The organism is Novosphingobium lindaniclasticum LE124 (assembly GCF_000445125.1).
In the GTDB taxonomy this organism is placed as follows: domain Bacteria; phylum Pseudomonadota; class Alphaproteobacteria; order Sphingomonadales; family Sphingomonadaceae; genus Novosphingobium; species Novosphingobium lindaniclasticum.
Genome location: NZ_ATHL01000071.1, coordinates 15,826 through 30,389 on the forward strand (window position 1 = coordinate 15,826; position 14,564 = coordinate 30,389).

The 14,564-nt window shown below is 64.1% G+C and carries 11 protein-coding genes and 1 pseudogene; 3 read left to right on the plus strand and 9 right to left on the minus strand.

Going from position 1 to position 14,564, the window contains the following annotated elements:
• Window positions 1-37: 37 nt before the first annotated feature.
• From L284_RS34215 to L284_RS34235, 5 genes are all read right to left on the minus strand, one after another.
• Window positions 38-1,333: an APC family permease gene (locus L284_RS34215; protein ID WP_021233835.1), complete on the minus strand. Its 1,296-nt coding sequence runs from the start codon at window positions 1,331-1,333 to the stop codon at window positions 38-40.
• Window positions 1,330-2,859, minus strand: coding sequence for a S10 family serine carboxypeptidase-like protein (locus L284_RS34220; RefSeq protein ID WP_021233836.1), 1,530 nt, complete (start codon window positions 2,857-2,859; stop codon window positions 1,330-1,332). Before L284_RS34220 ends, L284_RS34215 begins: the two co-directional genes overlap by 4 nt.
• Window positions 2,856-4,025, minus strand: a complete 1,170-nt coding sequence (locus L284_RS34225) for a pyridoxal phosphate-dependent aminotransferase (protein WP_021233837.1) — start codon at window positions 4,023-4,025, stop codon at window positions 2,856-2,858. The genes L284_RS34220 and L284_RS34225 overlap by 4 nt, the downstream gene beginning before the upstream one ends.
• Window positions 4,026-4,110: 85 nt before the next feature.
• Window positions 4,111-7,122 (minus strand): TonB-dependent receptor domain-containing protein, encoded by a 3,012-nt coding sequence (locus tag L284_RS34230; RefSeq protein ID WP_021233838.1) that lies wholly within the window; start codon window positions 7,120-7,122, stop codon window positions 4,111-4,113.
• Window positions 7,123-7,272: 150 nt separating this feature from the next.
• Window positions 7,273-8,724: a S10 family serine carboxypeptidase-like protein gene (locus L284_RS34235; protein WP_021233839.1), complete on the minus strand. Its 1,452-nt coding sequence runs from the start codon at window positions 8,722-8,724 to the stop codon at window positions 7,273-7,275.
• Window positions 8,725-8,898: 174 nt separating this feature from the next.
• Here L284_RS34235 and L284_RS34240 point away from each other — a divergent pair, with 174 nt between their 5' ends.
• Complete coding sequence (locus L284_RS34240) at window positions 8,899-10,158, plus strand: aminotransferase class V-fold PLP-dependent enzyme (RefSeq protein WP_021233840.1); 1,260 nt, start codon at window positions 8,899-8,901, stop codon at window positions 10,156-10,158.
• Between the two features lie 30 nt (window positions 10,159-10,188).
• Window positions 10,189-11,706, plus strand: a complete 1,518-nt coding sequence (locus tag L284_RS34245; protein ID WP_021233841.1) for a S10 family serine carboxypeptidase-like protein — start codon at window positions 10,189-10,191, stop codon at window positions 11,704-11,706.
• Between the two features lie 308 nt (window positions 11,707-12,014).
• Here the strand turns inward: L284_RS34245 and L284_RS34250 are convergent, their stop codons facing one another.
• From L284_RS34250 to L284_RS0124095, 4 genes are all read right to left on the minus strand, one after another.
• Window positions 12,015-12,470, minus strand: coding sequence for a hypothetical protein (locus L284_RS34250; protein WP_021233842.1), 456 nt, complete (start codon window positions 12,468-12,470; stop codon window positions 12,015-12,017).
• A 49-nt stretch (window positions 12,471-12,519) separates the two neighbouring features.
• Complete coding sequence (locus L284_RS34255; protein ID WP_021233843.1) at window positions 12,520-12,744, minus strand: hypothetical protein; 225 nt, start codon at window positions 12,742-12,744, stop codon at window positions 12,520-12,522.
• 503 nt (window positions 12,745-13,247) lie between these two features.
• Window positions 13,248-13,460, minus strand: a complete 213-nt coding sequence (locus L284_RS47930; protein ID WP_152524651.1) for a hypothetical protein — start codon at window positions 13,458-13,460, stop codon at window positions 13,248-13,250.
• Window positions 13,461-13,526: 66 nt separating this feature from the next.
• Window positions 13,527-13,733 carry a cold-shock protein gene (locus tag L284_RS0124095; RefSeq protein WP_031342023.1) on the minus strand — a complete coding sequence of 69 codons (207 nt, stop codon included), beginning with the start codon at window positions 13,731-13,733 and terminating at the stop codon, window positions 13,527-13,529.
• Window positions 13,734-13,879: 146 nt separating this feature from the next.
• On the opposite strand from L284_RS0124095, the pseudogene L284_RS47370 reads away from it, so the two are divergent.
• Window positions 13,880-14,564: pseudogene (locus L284_RS47370) on the plus strand (IS5 family transposase); the annotation flags it as partial.

Consider the following 14,564-nt stretch of genomic DNA (forward strand, 5'->3'; position numbering starts at 1 on the left):
AACGGGGGCAGGGGCGCCTGGCTCTGCCCCCGTTTCCTTACGGGCGACGGCGGATGAAGTACCAGACCGCGCCCAGGCCGCCCCAGACCAGCAGCAGGACATAAGGGCGCCAGTCAGCCTCCAGCCCCAGTGCGATCAGGCCGACCGCGCAGATCGCTCCGGCAAGGCCCAGCGTAATCATCGTCGCGCGTGCCGGGCGGAAGCCCGCACCTTCGTGCAGCTGCGGATGGCCATGGGCTACCCGCGCGGCGGACAGGCAGATGCTGCCGTACTTCACGAGGTTGGGGATGTTCACCGCCAGGAACAGGAAAGTCAGTTCCATCGGCATCAGCAGACCCACGCAGCCGATGCCGAACACCGCGAACAGCGCCATGTGCGGGACATGCGAGCGCGGGTGGACGCGCGCGATGAACCGGGGCAGCACGCCTGCTTCGGCCATGGCGAAGAGGCTGCGGCTGAACATCGTGAAGATCGCGTTCAGGCTGGTGCCGATGGCGGCGATGGCGGCGAGCACGATGACCGGGACGGCCAGCGGTCCCATAAAGCGCTTGGCGGTGTCGAGGATGGGCGCTTCGCTGCCTGCCAGCGTATCCGGACCGAGCACGGTGAGCGCCACGAAGGCCACGGCGACGTACAGAACGGTGGCCGAGCCGATGGCGACCGCTATGCCGACCGGGATGTTGCGCCGGCTGTTCGCCACTTCACCCCCGGCCTCGGTTGCCGCCTCGATGCCGAAGAACAGGCCCATCAGCAGCGGCGCCGCGGCAAAGGCGCCGTGAAGCCCCTTGGGTAGGAAGGGTTCGAGACGCGCCGGTTCGGATACGGTGGCGCCGCCCCAGATCACGAAGAGGCCGAACAGCAGGATCAGCGCGGCGACCATTACCGTCTGCGCGCGGGCAGCCACGCTCACGCCGACGAGATTGGCCAGCAGCGCCAGCACCAGCACCGCGAACATCGTCGGCTTGATCGGCAGCGGCACCAGCATCGAGACGTAGCGAACCAGTACCAGCGCCAGCACCACCATCGCACCCATGTTGGCGATGATGCGCATCCAGGCGATGAAGAAGCCCAGCGTCGGGTGCAGATAGCGCGAGGGCCAGACGAAGCTGGCACCCGATACGGGATCGGCCGAGCCGAGATAGGCGTAGCTCACGGCAATGAGATACATCGGCAGCGCCGCGATCACGACCGAGAGCAGCATTCCCGGTCCCGCGAGCGCGGTGGCGGGCGATACCGCCGAGAAGATCGAGACGCCCACCGCCGTGCCGAGGCCGAGCGAGACGACGCCCCAAAGGCCGATGCCCTTGCGCAGGGCCTGTTCCGCATCGCTCACTGGCTTGCCCCTCGGCAGTTGTCCGCCCCGATGAAACCGACGAGATCCGACTGGAACCGCGCGCGGCTGCCATCGTCGGAGTAGAAGACATGGCCGCCCACATAGCGCTCGTTACGATAGCGGTCACGCGGGAGGCTGGACTGCGCGAACAGGTAGTCGGCCGCGCCGATGGTGGTCGTCGTATCGTAGATGCCGGTGCCGACGAACAGGCGCAGGCAGGCATTTGCTGCCGCGTGACGCTCTACGGTCGCCATGAAGGGCCAGTCGGCGAAGGGCGAGTCTTCACTGCCGTAGCTCCAGCCGCCTTCGAAGCGCGCGATCACCTTGTAGGCGTCGGCGCCGGGCACTTTGAGCGTGTTCGCGAGGTAATCGGTCATCGCCTTGCCGTAAGCGTCGGAGATCGAGGACGAAGGATCGCCGGGCATCATGGTGGTGACGTTTGCGGGGCGGTCGGCCAAGTAGCGGGCGTCGTAGCGGCCCATGACCTTGCCCTTTTCGCGCAGCAGCTCGACGCGGAACCGCTCCTTGGAAATGCGAAGGTCGTTGGCGAGGTAGAATGCGGCGGGGATGCCGGTCAGCTCCGCCAGGCGCGCGGCGAGACGCGCGCGTTCCGGCCGGGGCAGGTCGCGGCCTTGAAAGAGGGCTGGAAGGTAGTCCTCGCGCGCGAAGCGTGCGGCTTCCTCGGTCACGCTTTCGGCGGTGCAGGGCGCCTTCACCATGCCGTGATAGCAGGCGATGGCCGCCAGCGTCGGCAGCGAGACGGCGTAAGTCACCACATTGTCCGGCCGCTGCGAAGTCTCGATCATGTTGAGCGCCTGCCCAAGCAGGACGACGCCGCGCACGTTCGCGGCCAGGCCTTGCTTCTGCAGCGCATCGAGCATGGCGACGGCGCGGATCGTGCCGTAGCTCTCGCCCAGGATGTAGACGGGCGCGGCAAGTCGCTTGTGGGCGGAGAGCCACTGGCGGACGAGATCGGCGGCTGCGTTCGCATCGCCATCGACAGTGCTGTAGGGCGCGGCGGTGGGGCCTGACGGACGCTGGGAAAAGCCGGTGCCCGGAGGATCGATGAAGACCACGTCGGCAAGATCGTAGATTCGGCGGGGGCCGGAAATGGAGCTGCTGGTCCCGCCCGTGTCGGCAGGATTCTGCGGCACATGGGCAAGCTCGGGGCCGAGCAGGCCCATGTGCAGATAGGCGGCCGAGGCGCCGGGCCCGCCGTTGAAGGCGAAGATCACCGGCCGGTCGGGCGCGGCGTTCTTGCGGGTATAGGAAAGATAGCCGGCACTGGCCGGGGAACTGTCCGCGCCGGCCGAGACAGGGACAAGTCCCAGCTCGGCGCGGACAGGATGCGCGGGATCGGGTTTCGAAACCCGCACATCGATGAGCACCCGTCCTGCCGGCGGTTCGCCCGCACGTGTCTGAAGGGGCCCGGTTGACGCCGCGACAAGCGCGATCCCCGTCAGCACCCTTAGGCACAGCGAGGACTTCTGTTTGCGACCGAAGGGCTGCAGCGGCGTGAGATTCATGAGGTTTCCAGCTTCCTTTGGTTTTCCCGATAGGTAAGGAGGCCGTCGGTCAGGGCCTGAAGGCCATAATCGAGGCGCGATGGCTCCATCGCAAAGCCGAGGCGGACATGTCCGGGTGCGCCGAAATATTCCCCCGGCGCCACCAGTACGCCGCAGCGATCGGAAAGCCAGCCGGAGAAACGCTCGCTATCCCCGATCCCGACCAGGCGGGGAAAGGCGATGCAACCGCTGTCCGGCAGGTCGCCTTCGACCAGCCCTTCGGCAAGCCAGTAGGCGTGGTAGGATTCTATGATCGGCCGCGCCTTGGTGAGCACGGAGAAGGTGTTGTCCAGAAAACGTGCCGGATTCTCGACGATCAGCGCGGATACGGCATGGGCGAGGTTGGAGATCGCGAAATCCACTTCCTGCGCAAGTTCGCGGACCGGGGTCACGATGCTTTCGTCACCAACGATCCAGCCGCAGCGCAGGGTGCTCAGGCCGAAGATCTTGGTCAGGCTGCTGACCGAGAGGACGCGTCGGGACGCGCCCAGTGACGCTGCCGGGCGAAGGCGGTCCCCGGCGTAGGGCGCATAGACCTCATCGACCACCACGATCAGGTCGTGCCTGTCGGCGATCTCGCCCAGGGCGACGATCGTGGCATCGTCCACCGCCATGCCGGATGGGTTGTGGAGATTGGAGATCACGATCATCCGCGTCTCCGGGCGGAGGCTCGACTCCACCTCGGCTGGATCGATCGTGAAGCGCGGTGCCGGGCGCTCGAAGGTGTCCACGCCGACGCCCCTAGCCTGCGCCAGGCTGCCGAACAGCTCGAAGCTGGGGTTCTCCACCAGCACCCGGTCGCCCGGCGAGAGGAGAGCGCGGTAGATCAGCGAAAGCGCGCCGGTGGCGCCGGTGGTGGTAAGCACCTGCTCCTCGCGCACGTCGTAATCGCGGGCCAGTGCGGCGACGAGGTACGGGTTGCCCTTCACGAAAGTGCTGGCGTAGCGGGATGTCACCCCGTCGGCGAAGCCCTCCAGAAGCACGTCACGGAGCAGGTCTTGCGGCTCGGGAACCGAACTTTCGAACAGGCTGACGAGAAGGCTGCGGGAATTGTTGTTCCGGAGGATAGAGCGCCTAACCCATTGGGCATAGGACTTCGCAATGTGGTCGTCTGGGCGGGAAGCCATTGTCTCGTATCTGCCGGATTGTGCCGAGTGTTCGGGGTTGGCGGCGGCGCCGGGAAGGGAATGTTCCCCGGCGCCGCCATACCCGTCACATCTTCAGCTTGGCGCCGATCCAGAACCGGCGGCCGAGGATGTCGCCATAGGCGATCTGCGGGTAGGAAGGGGCTTTGTCGGTGAAGTTGTCGATGCCGGCGCGCAACGTGATCCGGCCCGCCTCGACTTGCGCCGAGATGGAATGCGTCAGGTTGCTGTCGAGCAGAGGGTTGGGGTTGGTTTCGATCGTGGCGTCGTAGGCCGCCCGGGTCTTGTCGAGGTAGTAGGCCTGATAGCTCACCCGCACTGGTCCCTTGGTCCAGTCGAGGTTGAAGCGGCCTTCCCACGTGGGCTTCTCGTACGTGTTGTCGGTACGGATGAAGTTCTCGCCGGTGACCGAGGTGGTCAGCAGGGTGTTGTGCGTGGCGTTCACGCCGACATGGAACGCGCCGATCCGACCGGGTTCGAACGTGTAGTCGAGGGCGTAGACTTCGCCGCGATACCTGACGACGCCGGCGTTGAAGGTGGTGGTCGTGCCGGTCAGGATCGTGCCGCCGGGACTTACGCCGTCGGACGAGGCGATGCGCGAGAACGCATTGCAGACCGCCGGATCGGGGTTGGTATTGTCGTAGCAGGCGGCCGTGAAGTCCTCGGTGGTGAAGGCCGAGAGGCCGTCCTTAAGGTCGATCTCAATGCGGTCGGCGCTTATCGTTAGGCCGGGGATGAACTTGGGCTGGAGCACGATACCGTACGTGAAGGTATCCGAGATCTCGTTGCGCAAGTTGGCGTTGCCGCCGGTGGTGATGGTGGAGCGGGGGAAGTTCTCGGCCGGATCCTGGAAGCGGGCGAGGCGTTCGGCAGGGCTGAGACCGGCATTGGTGCCGTCCGCTTCCACGCCGTAGCCCGGATTTGCCGTGAAGGCGGCCAGGCAGTTGGCGTAGCGTACGGACGGGTTGGAGCCGCTGCTGATGCGATCGGCATCGCAAGGATCGAAGCCGATCGAATCGAGCGTCGTCGCAGTCGGCGCGGCGAGCATCGCCAGTGTCGGCGCGCGGAAGTTGCGGCTGCGGCTGACGCGCAGGGTAATGCCGTCCACCGGCTGCCAGCGAAGGCCGAGATCCCAGACCTGTTCCTTGCCGGCGATCGAGTTGTCGACGAGGCGGCCCGCCGCGCTGGCTTCCAGCATGCGCACGATCGGCACGTTCATCGCACTGTCGATCAGCGGGATCAGCAGTTCGCCCGAAAACTCGTCGGTATTGTATCCGGCGGACTGCGCGACTTCCAGAGTGCCGCCGCCGAACAGGCCCTGCCGGTTGGCCGCGAGCGGGCTGTAGGAGACCTGCTCATCGCGATGCTCATAGGCGACGCTGAACTTCACGGCGCCGGCGGGCAGGTGGACCACGTCGCCGCCAAGCGTGGCGAGAAAGTCTGTCTGCTCGTTCCGGTAGTCGAGACCGGCACGGACGCTCACGTACTTCTGCGCGGCGCTGGAAACATTGCCGTTGCCAAACGGGTTGATCGGCGCGCAGGCGGCATCGTTATTGGTGGTGTCGGCGTCGGCATTGATGCTGCAGACGATCTGGCCGCCCGAGAGCACCGCGTCGATGGCGTTGGCGTACTTGGCGTTGTCGACTTCCCAGCGGCGCTGCGAACCGTCGACCCGGGCATAGCTACCGGAGACCGACCAGTAGAAGTTGCGGCTGCCGGCCGAGAACTCGCCATCCACACCGAGCAGGGCGCGATAGGTATCGGTCTTGTAGCGCTGGAGGTTGTCCGGCGTCAGGTCGTTGAAGTACTTGGACAGGAACAGTGGCGCACCGGCCGCGAAGGCCGGACGGGCCGCCGATAGCGTGGCCTTGGCCTGGTCGCTCAGGAAGGGATTGTCGATCGTGAAGATCACCGGCCCCGCGTAGGTGCCGTAGTTCAGGATAGTGCGGCTCTGGCCCTGCGGGATCTCGGTGCCCTCGGTGTGGGCGTAGAGCAGTTCGGTGCGCAGGGTGATCGCGTCGGTCAGGTCGTAGTGCGCGATCAGGTTGCCGGTGAAGCGCTGCACCCCGGTGCGCAGTCCCGCAAGATCGCGGTAGGAGAAGCCCTGTCCGCCGCTGGAGAAGGGAATGCCGACATCGGTGCCGGGATCATAGGGCACGACGTTGCCGCTGGGATCGAACTGGAGCGGGGTGCCGTTCGACTGGGTCAGGAAGCGGGTGAAGGGTGCGGGCGTGTTGAACAGGACGCCGTTGGTGTTGAATTCCCAGAAGTGCGCGTCGAGCAGTTCCTTGAGTGCCGGGATACCGTCATTGGGATCGGCGGTGTTTGCCGGGTTGCTCACCGTCAGGCGGCCGAGCGCGGAAAGCGGGCGCGCGGCGAACATCAGCGACGGCGACCGGGCGTAGTTCAGGTCGATGGCGACATTGCCCCGGCCGCCCGCGAAGTTCTTGCCCGCGGTGCCGCGCAGGCTGTAGGTGTGATAGTCCCCGCGCGAGGAGATGCCGTTCTGGCCATCGAGTTCGAGGCCTTCGAAGCTTTCCTTCAGCACGTAGTTGACCACGCCGGCGATGGCGTCCGATCCATAGACCGCCGCGCCGCCGCCCTGCACCACTTCGACCCGGTCCAACAGGCCGAGCGGGATGATGTTGGCGTCGACCTGGGCGTCGCCGAGGCCCGAGGAACTGGTCACCATGCGGCGGCCGTTGAGCAGGGTCAGCGTGCGCCCGGCGCCCAGGCCGAAGAGGTTGGGGAACTGCTGCCCCGAACCGCTGCCCTCGCCGCTGCCGTCGGCCTGGTTGAGCATGGGGCTGTTCGAGGTGAGCTGGTTCAGCGCTTCCGAAGCGCTGATATAGCCGCGATCGGCGATCGTCTGGCTGTCGACGACATTGAGCGGGGCAGTCTCGTCCGATGCGTCGCGGCGGATGCGCGATCCGGTGACGACGATATCCGTGGTGGGGGTCGTCTCGTCGGCTTCCGGCGCAAGGTCCTGCGCGAAGGCAGGTGTCGTCAGCAGTGCGGCGGCGGCGGTGGAAACCAGAAGGGCCGCCAGGCCGACCCTCTCCATGCGTGACTGGATCATCGAACTACCCCTCATGTGCTCTATGCATTTCTAATCCCTGATGGAGAGACTAGCGCAGACGGGCAGCAAGAGGCTTGCGTTGTGCGTTGTGCGGGCGAGGGCGTTTGAATTGAAATTTCGAAACGGAGTGTGATCGCGAAATTTCTAGCCTCACTTTGCGGAAGAATGTGAATTGCCCATAAAGGCTGAGAGGTCACTTGCGAATTGCACGGCCACAGTGGGTTCCTCATACATCATGTGGCCGCCGCGATAGCAGTGCGCGGTGATCCGCTCTGAGAGGGCTCGGGGAAAATCGGCGGCGGCCTGCCGGTTGGCGGCGCAGCCGTTGAGGGAGTCGTAAAGGCCGGTCGCCACCATGACCCGCATGGCAGGGGCCTTTTCCATGGCGCGCAGGACCCAGGGCTGCGAGGCGCTGGGCGGACCTTCGCCGGCCATGGCACGGGCGAGGGACTCCGTGGTGATCGGCGATTGATCGTATTGCCAGTCGTTGCCGATGGGCAGTTCCGGGATTTCGATCCCGGCATACTGGCCCTGGCGATAGCCGAGCGTCGCGCGGTAGAAATCGAGGATGGCGGCATTTCCTGCCGTCTCGTTGGCAGGCGGCGCCGTGCGGCGCATGTCGAAGATGCCCAGCGTCTTGCCCTCCGAAGCCAGCAGCTTCGTGCGGAAGTCCCGCGGCGAGACCCAGAGCGTCTGCCTGTCGATCGCGGCGGGTGCGAGGCCGGTGTAGCGCGCCAGGCCCGCCACCACCTGTATCCGGGTGCGGTCGTCGAGCGCTTCGGGATGGGCGAGAGCGGGATACCAGACGTCGCGTGCCCATTTCTCGGCTTCGGCAAGGGTCTTGGCGGGGCGGGCCGACAAGGCCGGGTCCAGCTTGCCGAGGGCAAGGGCTGTGGCGGTGCGGTTGGGCAGGGTCAGCGCGCGCATCAGTGAGCGGTCGCGTTCCTCCCCCATCGGGATGCCGCCGGAGACCAGCACGATCCCGGCGACCGGCTGGCCGGCTTCGATCAAGGTTTCCGCCACGCTCGCCGCGCGCCAGGTGCCGAAACTTTCGCCGACGAGGTAGACGGGAGAACCTGCAAGGCCCCGGTTCCTGAGGAACGTCAGGATGAAGGTGGCGGTGATGTCGCTGTCTGCCGTTGTGGAATAAAGCTTCTTGGCCGCCGTGTCCGAGGTTGCCCGGCTGAAGCCGGTTCCGGCAGGGTCGAGAAACACGAGATCCGCTGCGGGAAGAATGCTGTTCGGATTGTCGGCCAGTTGGGTGCCCTGCAACGTTCGCGGGCCGAGCGCATGGAACTGGAGCAGGCGGGAATCCGCGCCGGGGCCGCCGTTCCAGACGAAGGCGATGGGCCGTGTCTCCGGGTGCGGGCGACTTGCGAAATAGGCCGTGTAGAAGAGGTCCGCCTGCGTGGCGCCCTGCCGATCGGAGATTGCTATCGTGCCGGCGCAGGCGGCGTAGTCCAGCCTGCCAAGCTGGGCCGAGGCACCGGCTTCGTCCGAAGCGCAGGATCTCTCCGCCCCTCCCGCACGGGCCTGGGGACACGCGGCAAGCGCGGCGATAAACAGTGCGGTGCCGAGCAGGTGTTTGGACTTGGCGAGCATGGACGGCCTTTCACGGGTTCTGCTTTCCGGCAAGCCTAACCGAGATGTCGAGGCAAGTTTATGCACGAAGGGCACTATTGTCCTGATGTCGTCTGGTACACCGCGGTGATGAGCTGCGTACAAACACCTGAAATGCGCAATTCTTATGCGCAAGCCTTTGCCTAGGATGCGTAAATGATCCAGGGATCCGATTCGCGCTCCGAACCCGCGCTTTGCCGCCGCACGCTGTTGCGGGGGGCGGCATTGCTGCCCTTGGCTCCGGCGGTGGCAGGAGAGGCGCTTGCCGCGCTGCCCACCTCCCTCGCGAGGCCGGGCGATTTCGCGCCGATGGCGAAAGTCTATCTCGACTCCGGCACGATGCATCCGGTGCCTCTGCTGGCCAAGGCCGCCGTCGATGCCTATTTCCAGTCGCGTGCGGAAATGCGCGAATGGTCGAGCCATGATGCAGAGGTGCGGATCAAGGCGGCCTTCGCACGCCTCATCAATGCTGCACCGGAAGACCTTGCCTTCATCCAGAGCACCACGGCCGGCGAACAGTCGATCGTCGACGCGCTCGATCTGCCAGCAGCAAAGGGCAGCGTCGTCACCGATACGCTGCATTTCTTCGGCTCGTTCTGGCTCTACGATCAACTCGGCAAGCAGGGCGTCGACGTGCGCTGGATCCGCCCAACCGCTGGACGCATCGACCCCGACGCCTACGAAAAGGCGATCGGCCCTGACACGCGGCTGGTCAGCCTCTCGCTGGTCTCCACCTACAACGGTTTCGAGCACGACCTGAAGCGCATCTGCGAGATCGCCCACGCACGCGGCGCGCTGGTCTATGCCGACATCATCCATGCGGCCGGCACCGTGCCCATCGACGTCAAGACCAGCGGCGTCGATTTCGCCGCGACGGCCAGCTACAAGTGGCTCATGGGCGATTTCGGGCTGGGCTTCCTCTATGTCCGTCCTGATCGGCTGGCGCGCCTCAAGCGCAAGCGGTTCGGTTATTATCAGCTCGATGGCTTCAAGCCGCACGTCTATCCCTATGACGAGCCGGGACAGACCATTGCCGACATGACGCCGCGTGCTGATGCCGAGGGCATGTTCGCCATGGGCACCCATTCCCACGCGGTGATGACGCAGCTGGACTGGTCGCTGGCGAAGCTGCTCGATCTCGGCGTGCACAGGATCATGGCGCATCGCCAGCCCATGCTGCGCCGCCTGCATGAGGCGCTGCCCGCCAAGGGTTACGAGGTAGCGACGCCGCGGGATTGCCGCAGCCCGCTGCTCACCTGCGTCCTCCTGGATGCTCACAAGACATTGGCCGAACCGCTGAACCGGGCAGGCGTGGCGATCACGCTCAGCCGCAACCGGTTCCGCATCTGCCCTTCATGGTTCAACTCGATGGACGACATCGAGCGCCTGATCGCTGCCTTGCCGACTTTATCCTGAGCCAACTCCTCCTGATCGGAACCAGACGCAATGTCCGCCAAGAAGACCGTTTTCGTGCGTTCCAGCCTGCTTGCTCTCGCCGCTCTCCTGCCGGCGGCTCCGCTGCTGGCGCAGGATGAGAGCCTGCCGATGCCGCCGGTGTTTCTGAAGGCCATGGAGCCGATGGTGGAGCGCGCGGCGGTCAGCGACAAGGTCGTGGTGACGCGCCATTCAGGCACCTTCGGCGGCAGGAAGCTATCCTATGATGCGATCGTCACCGAAACGCCGGTCGCTAATGCGAAGGGGCAGGCGGCGGCGGTTGTCGTCACTTACGCTTATTCAGCGCGCAGTGCAGGCGCCGATAAGGCGAACCGGCCTGTGCTGTTCTTCTTCAACGGCGGACCGGGTGCCTCTTCCTCGCCGCTCCACATGAATGCCTTCGGTCCGCGCCGCATCGTCGGCAAGGGTGATGGCGCGCGGCTGGAGAACAATCCGCACAGCCTGCTCGACGTCGCCGATCTGGTGTTCATCGATCCTCCGGGAACGGGGGCGTCGATGCCGGTCAAGGGTGCCGATGCATCCAGCCTGTTCTCGGTTTCCGGAGATGCGGCGGCAGTGGCCGACGTGGTCCAGCGCTGGCGCCGGGCCCATGGCCGTACCGACGCGCCGTTCGCGTTGGTGGGCGAGAGCTACGGCACGGCGCGCGCTGCGGCCATGCTCGATGCCGAGGGCAAGGCCGGGTTGCCGCTGCCCGACGGCGTGGCCCTCTTCTCGCTCTCGCTGGGCGACAACGACGGGCCGGTGATCTCCGACGTGTCGCTGCTGCCGACGCTGGCTGCCGTCGCGTGGTATCATCAGGCGATCGATCGCAAGGGCAGGTCTGTCGAACAACACTTTGCGGAAGCGCGCTCTTTTGCGGAGAACGACTACGCCCGCGCATTGATCGCTGGTGCCTCGCTTGGCGAAGGGGAGCGCGCCGAAATCGCCGCGCGGATGTCGGAACTGATCGGGCTTTCGGCCGCGGAACTGGCGAGGAACGGGCTGCAACTCGATCGGCAGTCCTTCATGGTGGGCCTGCTTGCCGGCAAGGGACTGCGCACCGGGCAACTCGACGGCCGTGCAACCCGCGCGCTCGCGGAATCCAATATGCACCCGCCCTTTGACGATCCCTCGATGACGCTGGGCGCGGAGACCGGCCACCTGATCGCCGACTATATCGGCAAGGACCTCGGTTACGCGCTGCCGAGCACGTATCGTACACTCAACCTGGGCATCAACTTCAAGTGGGACTGGGGCCGGGGCGAAGTCTACCGCACCGTCCGCTTCGCGCCGTTCCTTGCCAAGGCCATGGCCGAAAAGCCGGGGATGAAGCTGATGACGGTGGGCGGGTACTACGACATCACCACCCCGGTCACCGCCGGACAGTTCGCGCTCGACCATGCCGGGATCGGACCGGACCGCCGTGTTTCCAAAATCTATGCCGCAGGCCACTCGGTGTTCGAGGATGAAAGCGAGTTGAGCCGTTTTGCAGTTGATATGAGGGAGTGGGTGAGGACTATCGGCCGTTAGCACCCATTGCCGATCAAAATTTGGCAAGCCTGCCGGTCCGGTTCCGAGCGTCGGCCTGCGGCCCACTTATGACCCGGAGGGGTGGATAGCCGACGTTCGGGCTGGCATCGCTAAACAGCCGCTTCGCGCCCATTGTCGCCGTTTAGCGCGCCCTTCTGGATTCCCAGGAGCGGACACTCGCGCAATCGGGTCGCTCATGGACCTGCCAATGATGAGTACCCGTTGAGGGTGGCATAGGATGCGCAGCAACCCTTGATCCGTGTCGATGTCGTAGTCTGCCAGATTCTTTAGTATCCCGCTTGCCGAGGCTAACCGTGAGTGCTGCCAAAACCAGGACGAATACGATGGGCATCTTCCTCTACCTCAATGGCGCGCTGACCCGTCACCACGTCCACCATGCAGTTGAAAAACTCTAAAGCTTCGTAAGGCGTCGTCAGCGGCAGTTGCACTTTTGCGCCGAGCAAGGCGTTCGCCGCGTCTTCTTCGGTTGTATCCCGAAGTTGTATCAGCTGAACACCCTTGCGCGCTTTGTAAGCGTCAAGCTCATTGCCGATCAAATCAGCGACCAGTCTCACGAAATCCTGCCGCTCAGGCGCTTCCGGATTCACACGCAGGAAGTCCTCAATCGAGATGCTCGTGACTGCGCCGCCTGATGCGCGGTTTGCTTCATGCACCACCGTGGTTGTGTCGGGACCGTTTCCACGGGCCAGATACCATTGATCGCCGTTGGAGCTGAGGGAGAATTGCAGCATCGGATGGGTCATGGCTAATTCAACTCCGCGGGTGAGGCGCTGGAAAGGGGGCCGCTCGTCATCACCACGGCCCTCGCGCGCGATAAAAGGGGTAGCGCCGGACGATGCCGGCAATCAGCTTTCCCGAGAAAACTTGACGCATCTCCTCTGCCTCTTCGAACCTGACGCAGACAAGATGAGTGCCACCGCTCGGGAGCGGTTCGATCGCACTGATCGACACGTGGTGTTCGGCGCATTGCCGCTCCACGTCTGCCGGGGGGAGATCAATGTTCAGCAGGCGGCTCATGATCTGATCCCGAAATCGCAATCAATCCATAAATCTAGGTTGTGCGAGCTCCTGACCCAGCCGTCCGCTGCGTCCGCTCCAATACCGAATTGATGGTTGCTGATCCGGTACGCGGTGACGGCAGCTGCGGCGAGGTGTCGCGTTTTTGCAAGACGCGTTCCGGCAACGCTTGCACGCATGAGCGATAATTGGTGCTCCAAGTACTGGCGATTGAGATCCATGGTAACTCCCCCTTCTTGTAAGCGGTAGCACTATTGTCTCTCATCCGCCGGCGCTTATTTTTTGATTCCGGCGATTGTGATTACATAGGAATCAAAGTTGATATTTCAACACCAGGCCTTTCACGATCGCATAAAATGCCATAGCCGCCACGAAATTTGGTAAAGCTGATTCCAGAATTATTCTTATTTTTCATGCCATGTGGCGCCATAATTCTGGTAGTGGTATGTGCAATAACGCGCTTTGCGTCATAAAAATCAGGGCCTTGGGCTGCCTCGATTCACTCAGTGCCCCACTAAGACCGAGGTTATCGCTTTTACCCCGGCATCCAAGGTCTTAGTTTTCCGAGCATCTTCAGTCTTCTGGGCTCGATCAGCCAATTCGGTCCACGCGGACACGGCTCGCAGACATCGATCACGCACCTGTGGCAGGCTTGCGGCATCCGCTGCAATTGTCTGAAGATCGGCTTGTTCGCGATAAAACGCCAGCGACGACATAAATTTACTCCTGCGCCCGGCAACCAAGATTGGCGGACCTGGTAATGCTCCGCCAATCTCGTTTATTCAGACCGACTGGAGATTGACGGCCGAGGTCTTGCCGCGACGGTCGGTTTCCAGTTCGTAGGACACGCGCTGATCCTTGTTCAGGGTCCGCATGCCCGCGCGTTCGACCGCGCTGATGTGAACGAAGGCGTCATCCCCGCCCGTTTCGGGAGCGATGAAGCCGAAGCCCTTGTCAGCGTTGAAGAATTTTACGGTGCCGGTGATCATATGGGTATCCTTTGCCCAATGCAGTATGACGGGCATGCGCCAATCGCGGCGCATCCCGGCTTCGTGAGGCTAGGGCGCAAACTCATAAATCGGGTTGAGTTGTCGGCCTTGGCATGATTCAGGCGACCTTCGGAAACGGAGGGCGTATGACGCGGCGGCGATATGAACTGACGGACAAGGAATGGCTCATCATCGAGCCGTTGCTGCCCAACAAGTCGCGTGGAGTGCCCCGCGTCGATGACCGCCGGGTGCTGAACGGGATACTTTGGCGTTTCCGTTCTGGTGCGCCGTGGGCAGAGGTCCCGGAACGCTATGGTCCGTCGACGACCTGCTACAACCGGTTCATCCGCTGGCGAAAGGCTGGAGTGTGGGACCGATTGTTGGCGGCGGTTTCCGCCGGTTTCAACGGCGAGTTGGTGATGATCGATTCCACTTGCATGCGCGTCCACCAGCACGGTGCGACGGGCAAAAAGGGGGATCCGGCAATCATGGCATGGGACGTTCCCGGGGCGGCCTTACGACCAAACTCCACGCTCTTGTCGACGCTGATGGACGTCCTGTCGGACTGCGACTGACGGGTGGCCAGGTCCATGATGCATACGAAGCTGAAGCGCTGATCGAGGCCATTCCCGAGGGTGCCACCCTGCTCGGTGACAAGGGCTATGACAGCACGGCCATTCGCGAGGCGGCCGCGGCCAGAAACATCTGGGCCAACATTCCCAACCGCTCCAACCGTAAGCAGCGCTTCGGCTTCTCGTCATGGCTCTACCGCCAGCGTAATCTCGTCGAGCGCTTCTTCAATCGGATCAAGCAGTTCCGGGGCATCGCCAC

Excerpts from the sequence above, each read along its gene's own strand:
- L284_RS34220 (WP_021233836.1), bottom strand. The coding sequence starts at position 2,859 with ATGAATCTCACGCCGCTGCAGCCCTTCGGTCGCAAACAGAAGTCCTCG.
- L284_RS34225 (WP_021233837.1), bottom strand. The coding sequence starts at position 4,025 with ATGGCTTCCCGCCCAGACGACCACATTGCGAAGTCCTATGCCCAATGG.
- L284_RS34230 (WP_021233838.1), bottom strand. The coding sequence starts at position 7,122 with ATGATCCAGTCACGCATGGAGAGGGTCGGCCTGGCGGCCCTTCTGGTT.
- L284_RS34235 (WP_021233839.1), bottom strand. The coding sequence starts at position 8,724 with ATGCTCGCCAAGTCCAAACACCTGCTCGGCACCGCACTGTTTATCGCC.
- L284_RS34240 (WP_021233840.1), top strand. The coding sequence starts at position 8,899 with ATGATCCAGGGATCCGATTCGCGCTCCGAACCCGCGCTTTGCCGCCGC.
- L284_RS34245 (WP_021233841.1), top strand. The coding sequence starts at position 10,189 with ATGTCCGCCAAGAAGACCGTTTTCGTGCGTTCCAGCCTGCTTGCTCTC.
- L284_RS34250 (WP_021233842.1), bottom strand. The coding sequence starts at position 12,470 with ATGACCCATCCGATGCTGCAATTCTCCCTCAGCTCCAACGGCGATCAA.
- L284_RS34255 (WP_021233843.1), bottom strand. The coding sequence starts at position 12,744 with ATGAGCCGCCTGCTGAACATTGATCTCCCCCCGGCAGACGTGGAGCGG.
- L284_RS47930 (WP_152524651.1), bottom strand. The coding sequence starts at position 13,460 with ATGTCGTCGCTGGCGTTTTATCGCGAACAAGCCGATCTTCAGACAATT.
- L284_RS0124095 (WP_031342023.1), bottom strand. The coding sequence starts at position 13,733 with ATGATCACCGGCACCGTAAAATTCTTCAACGCTGACAAGGGCTTCGGC.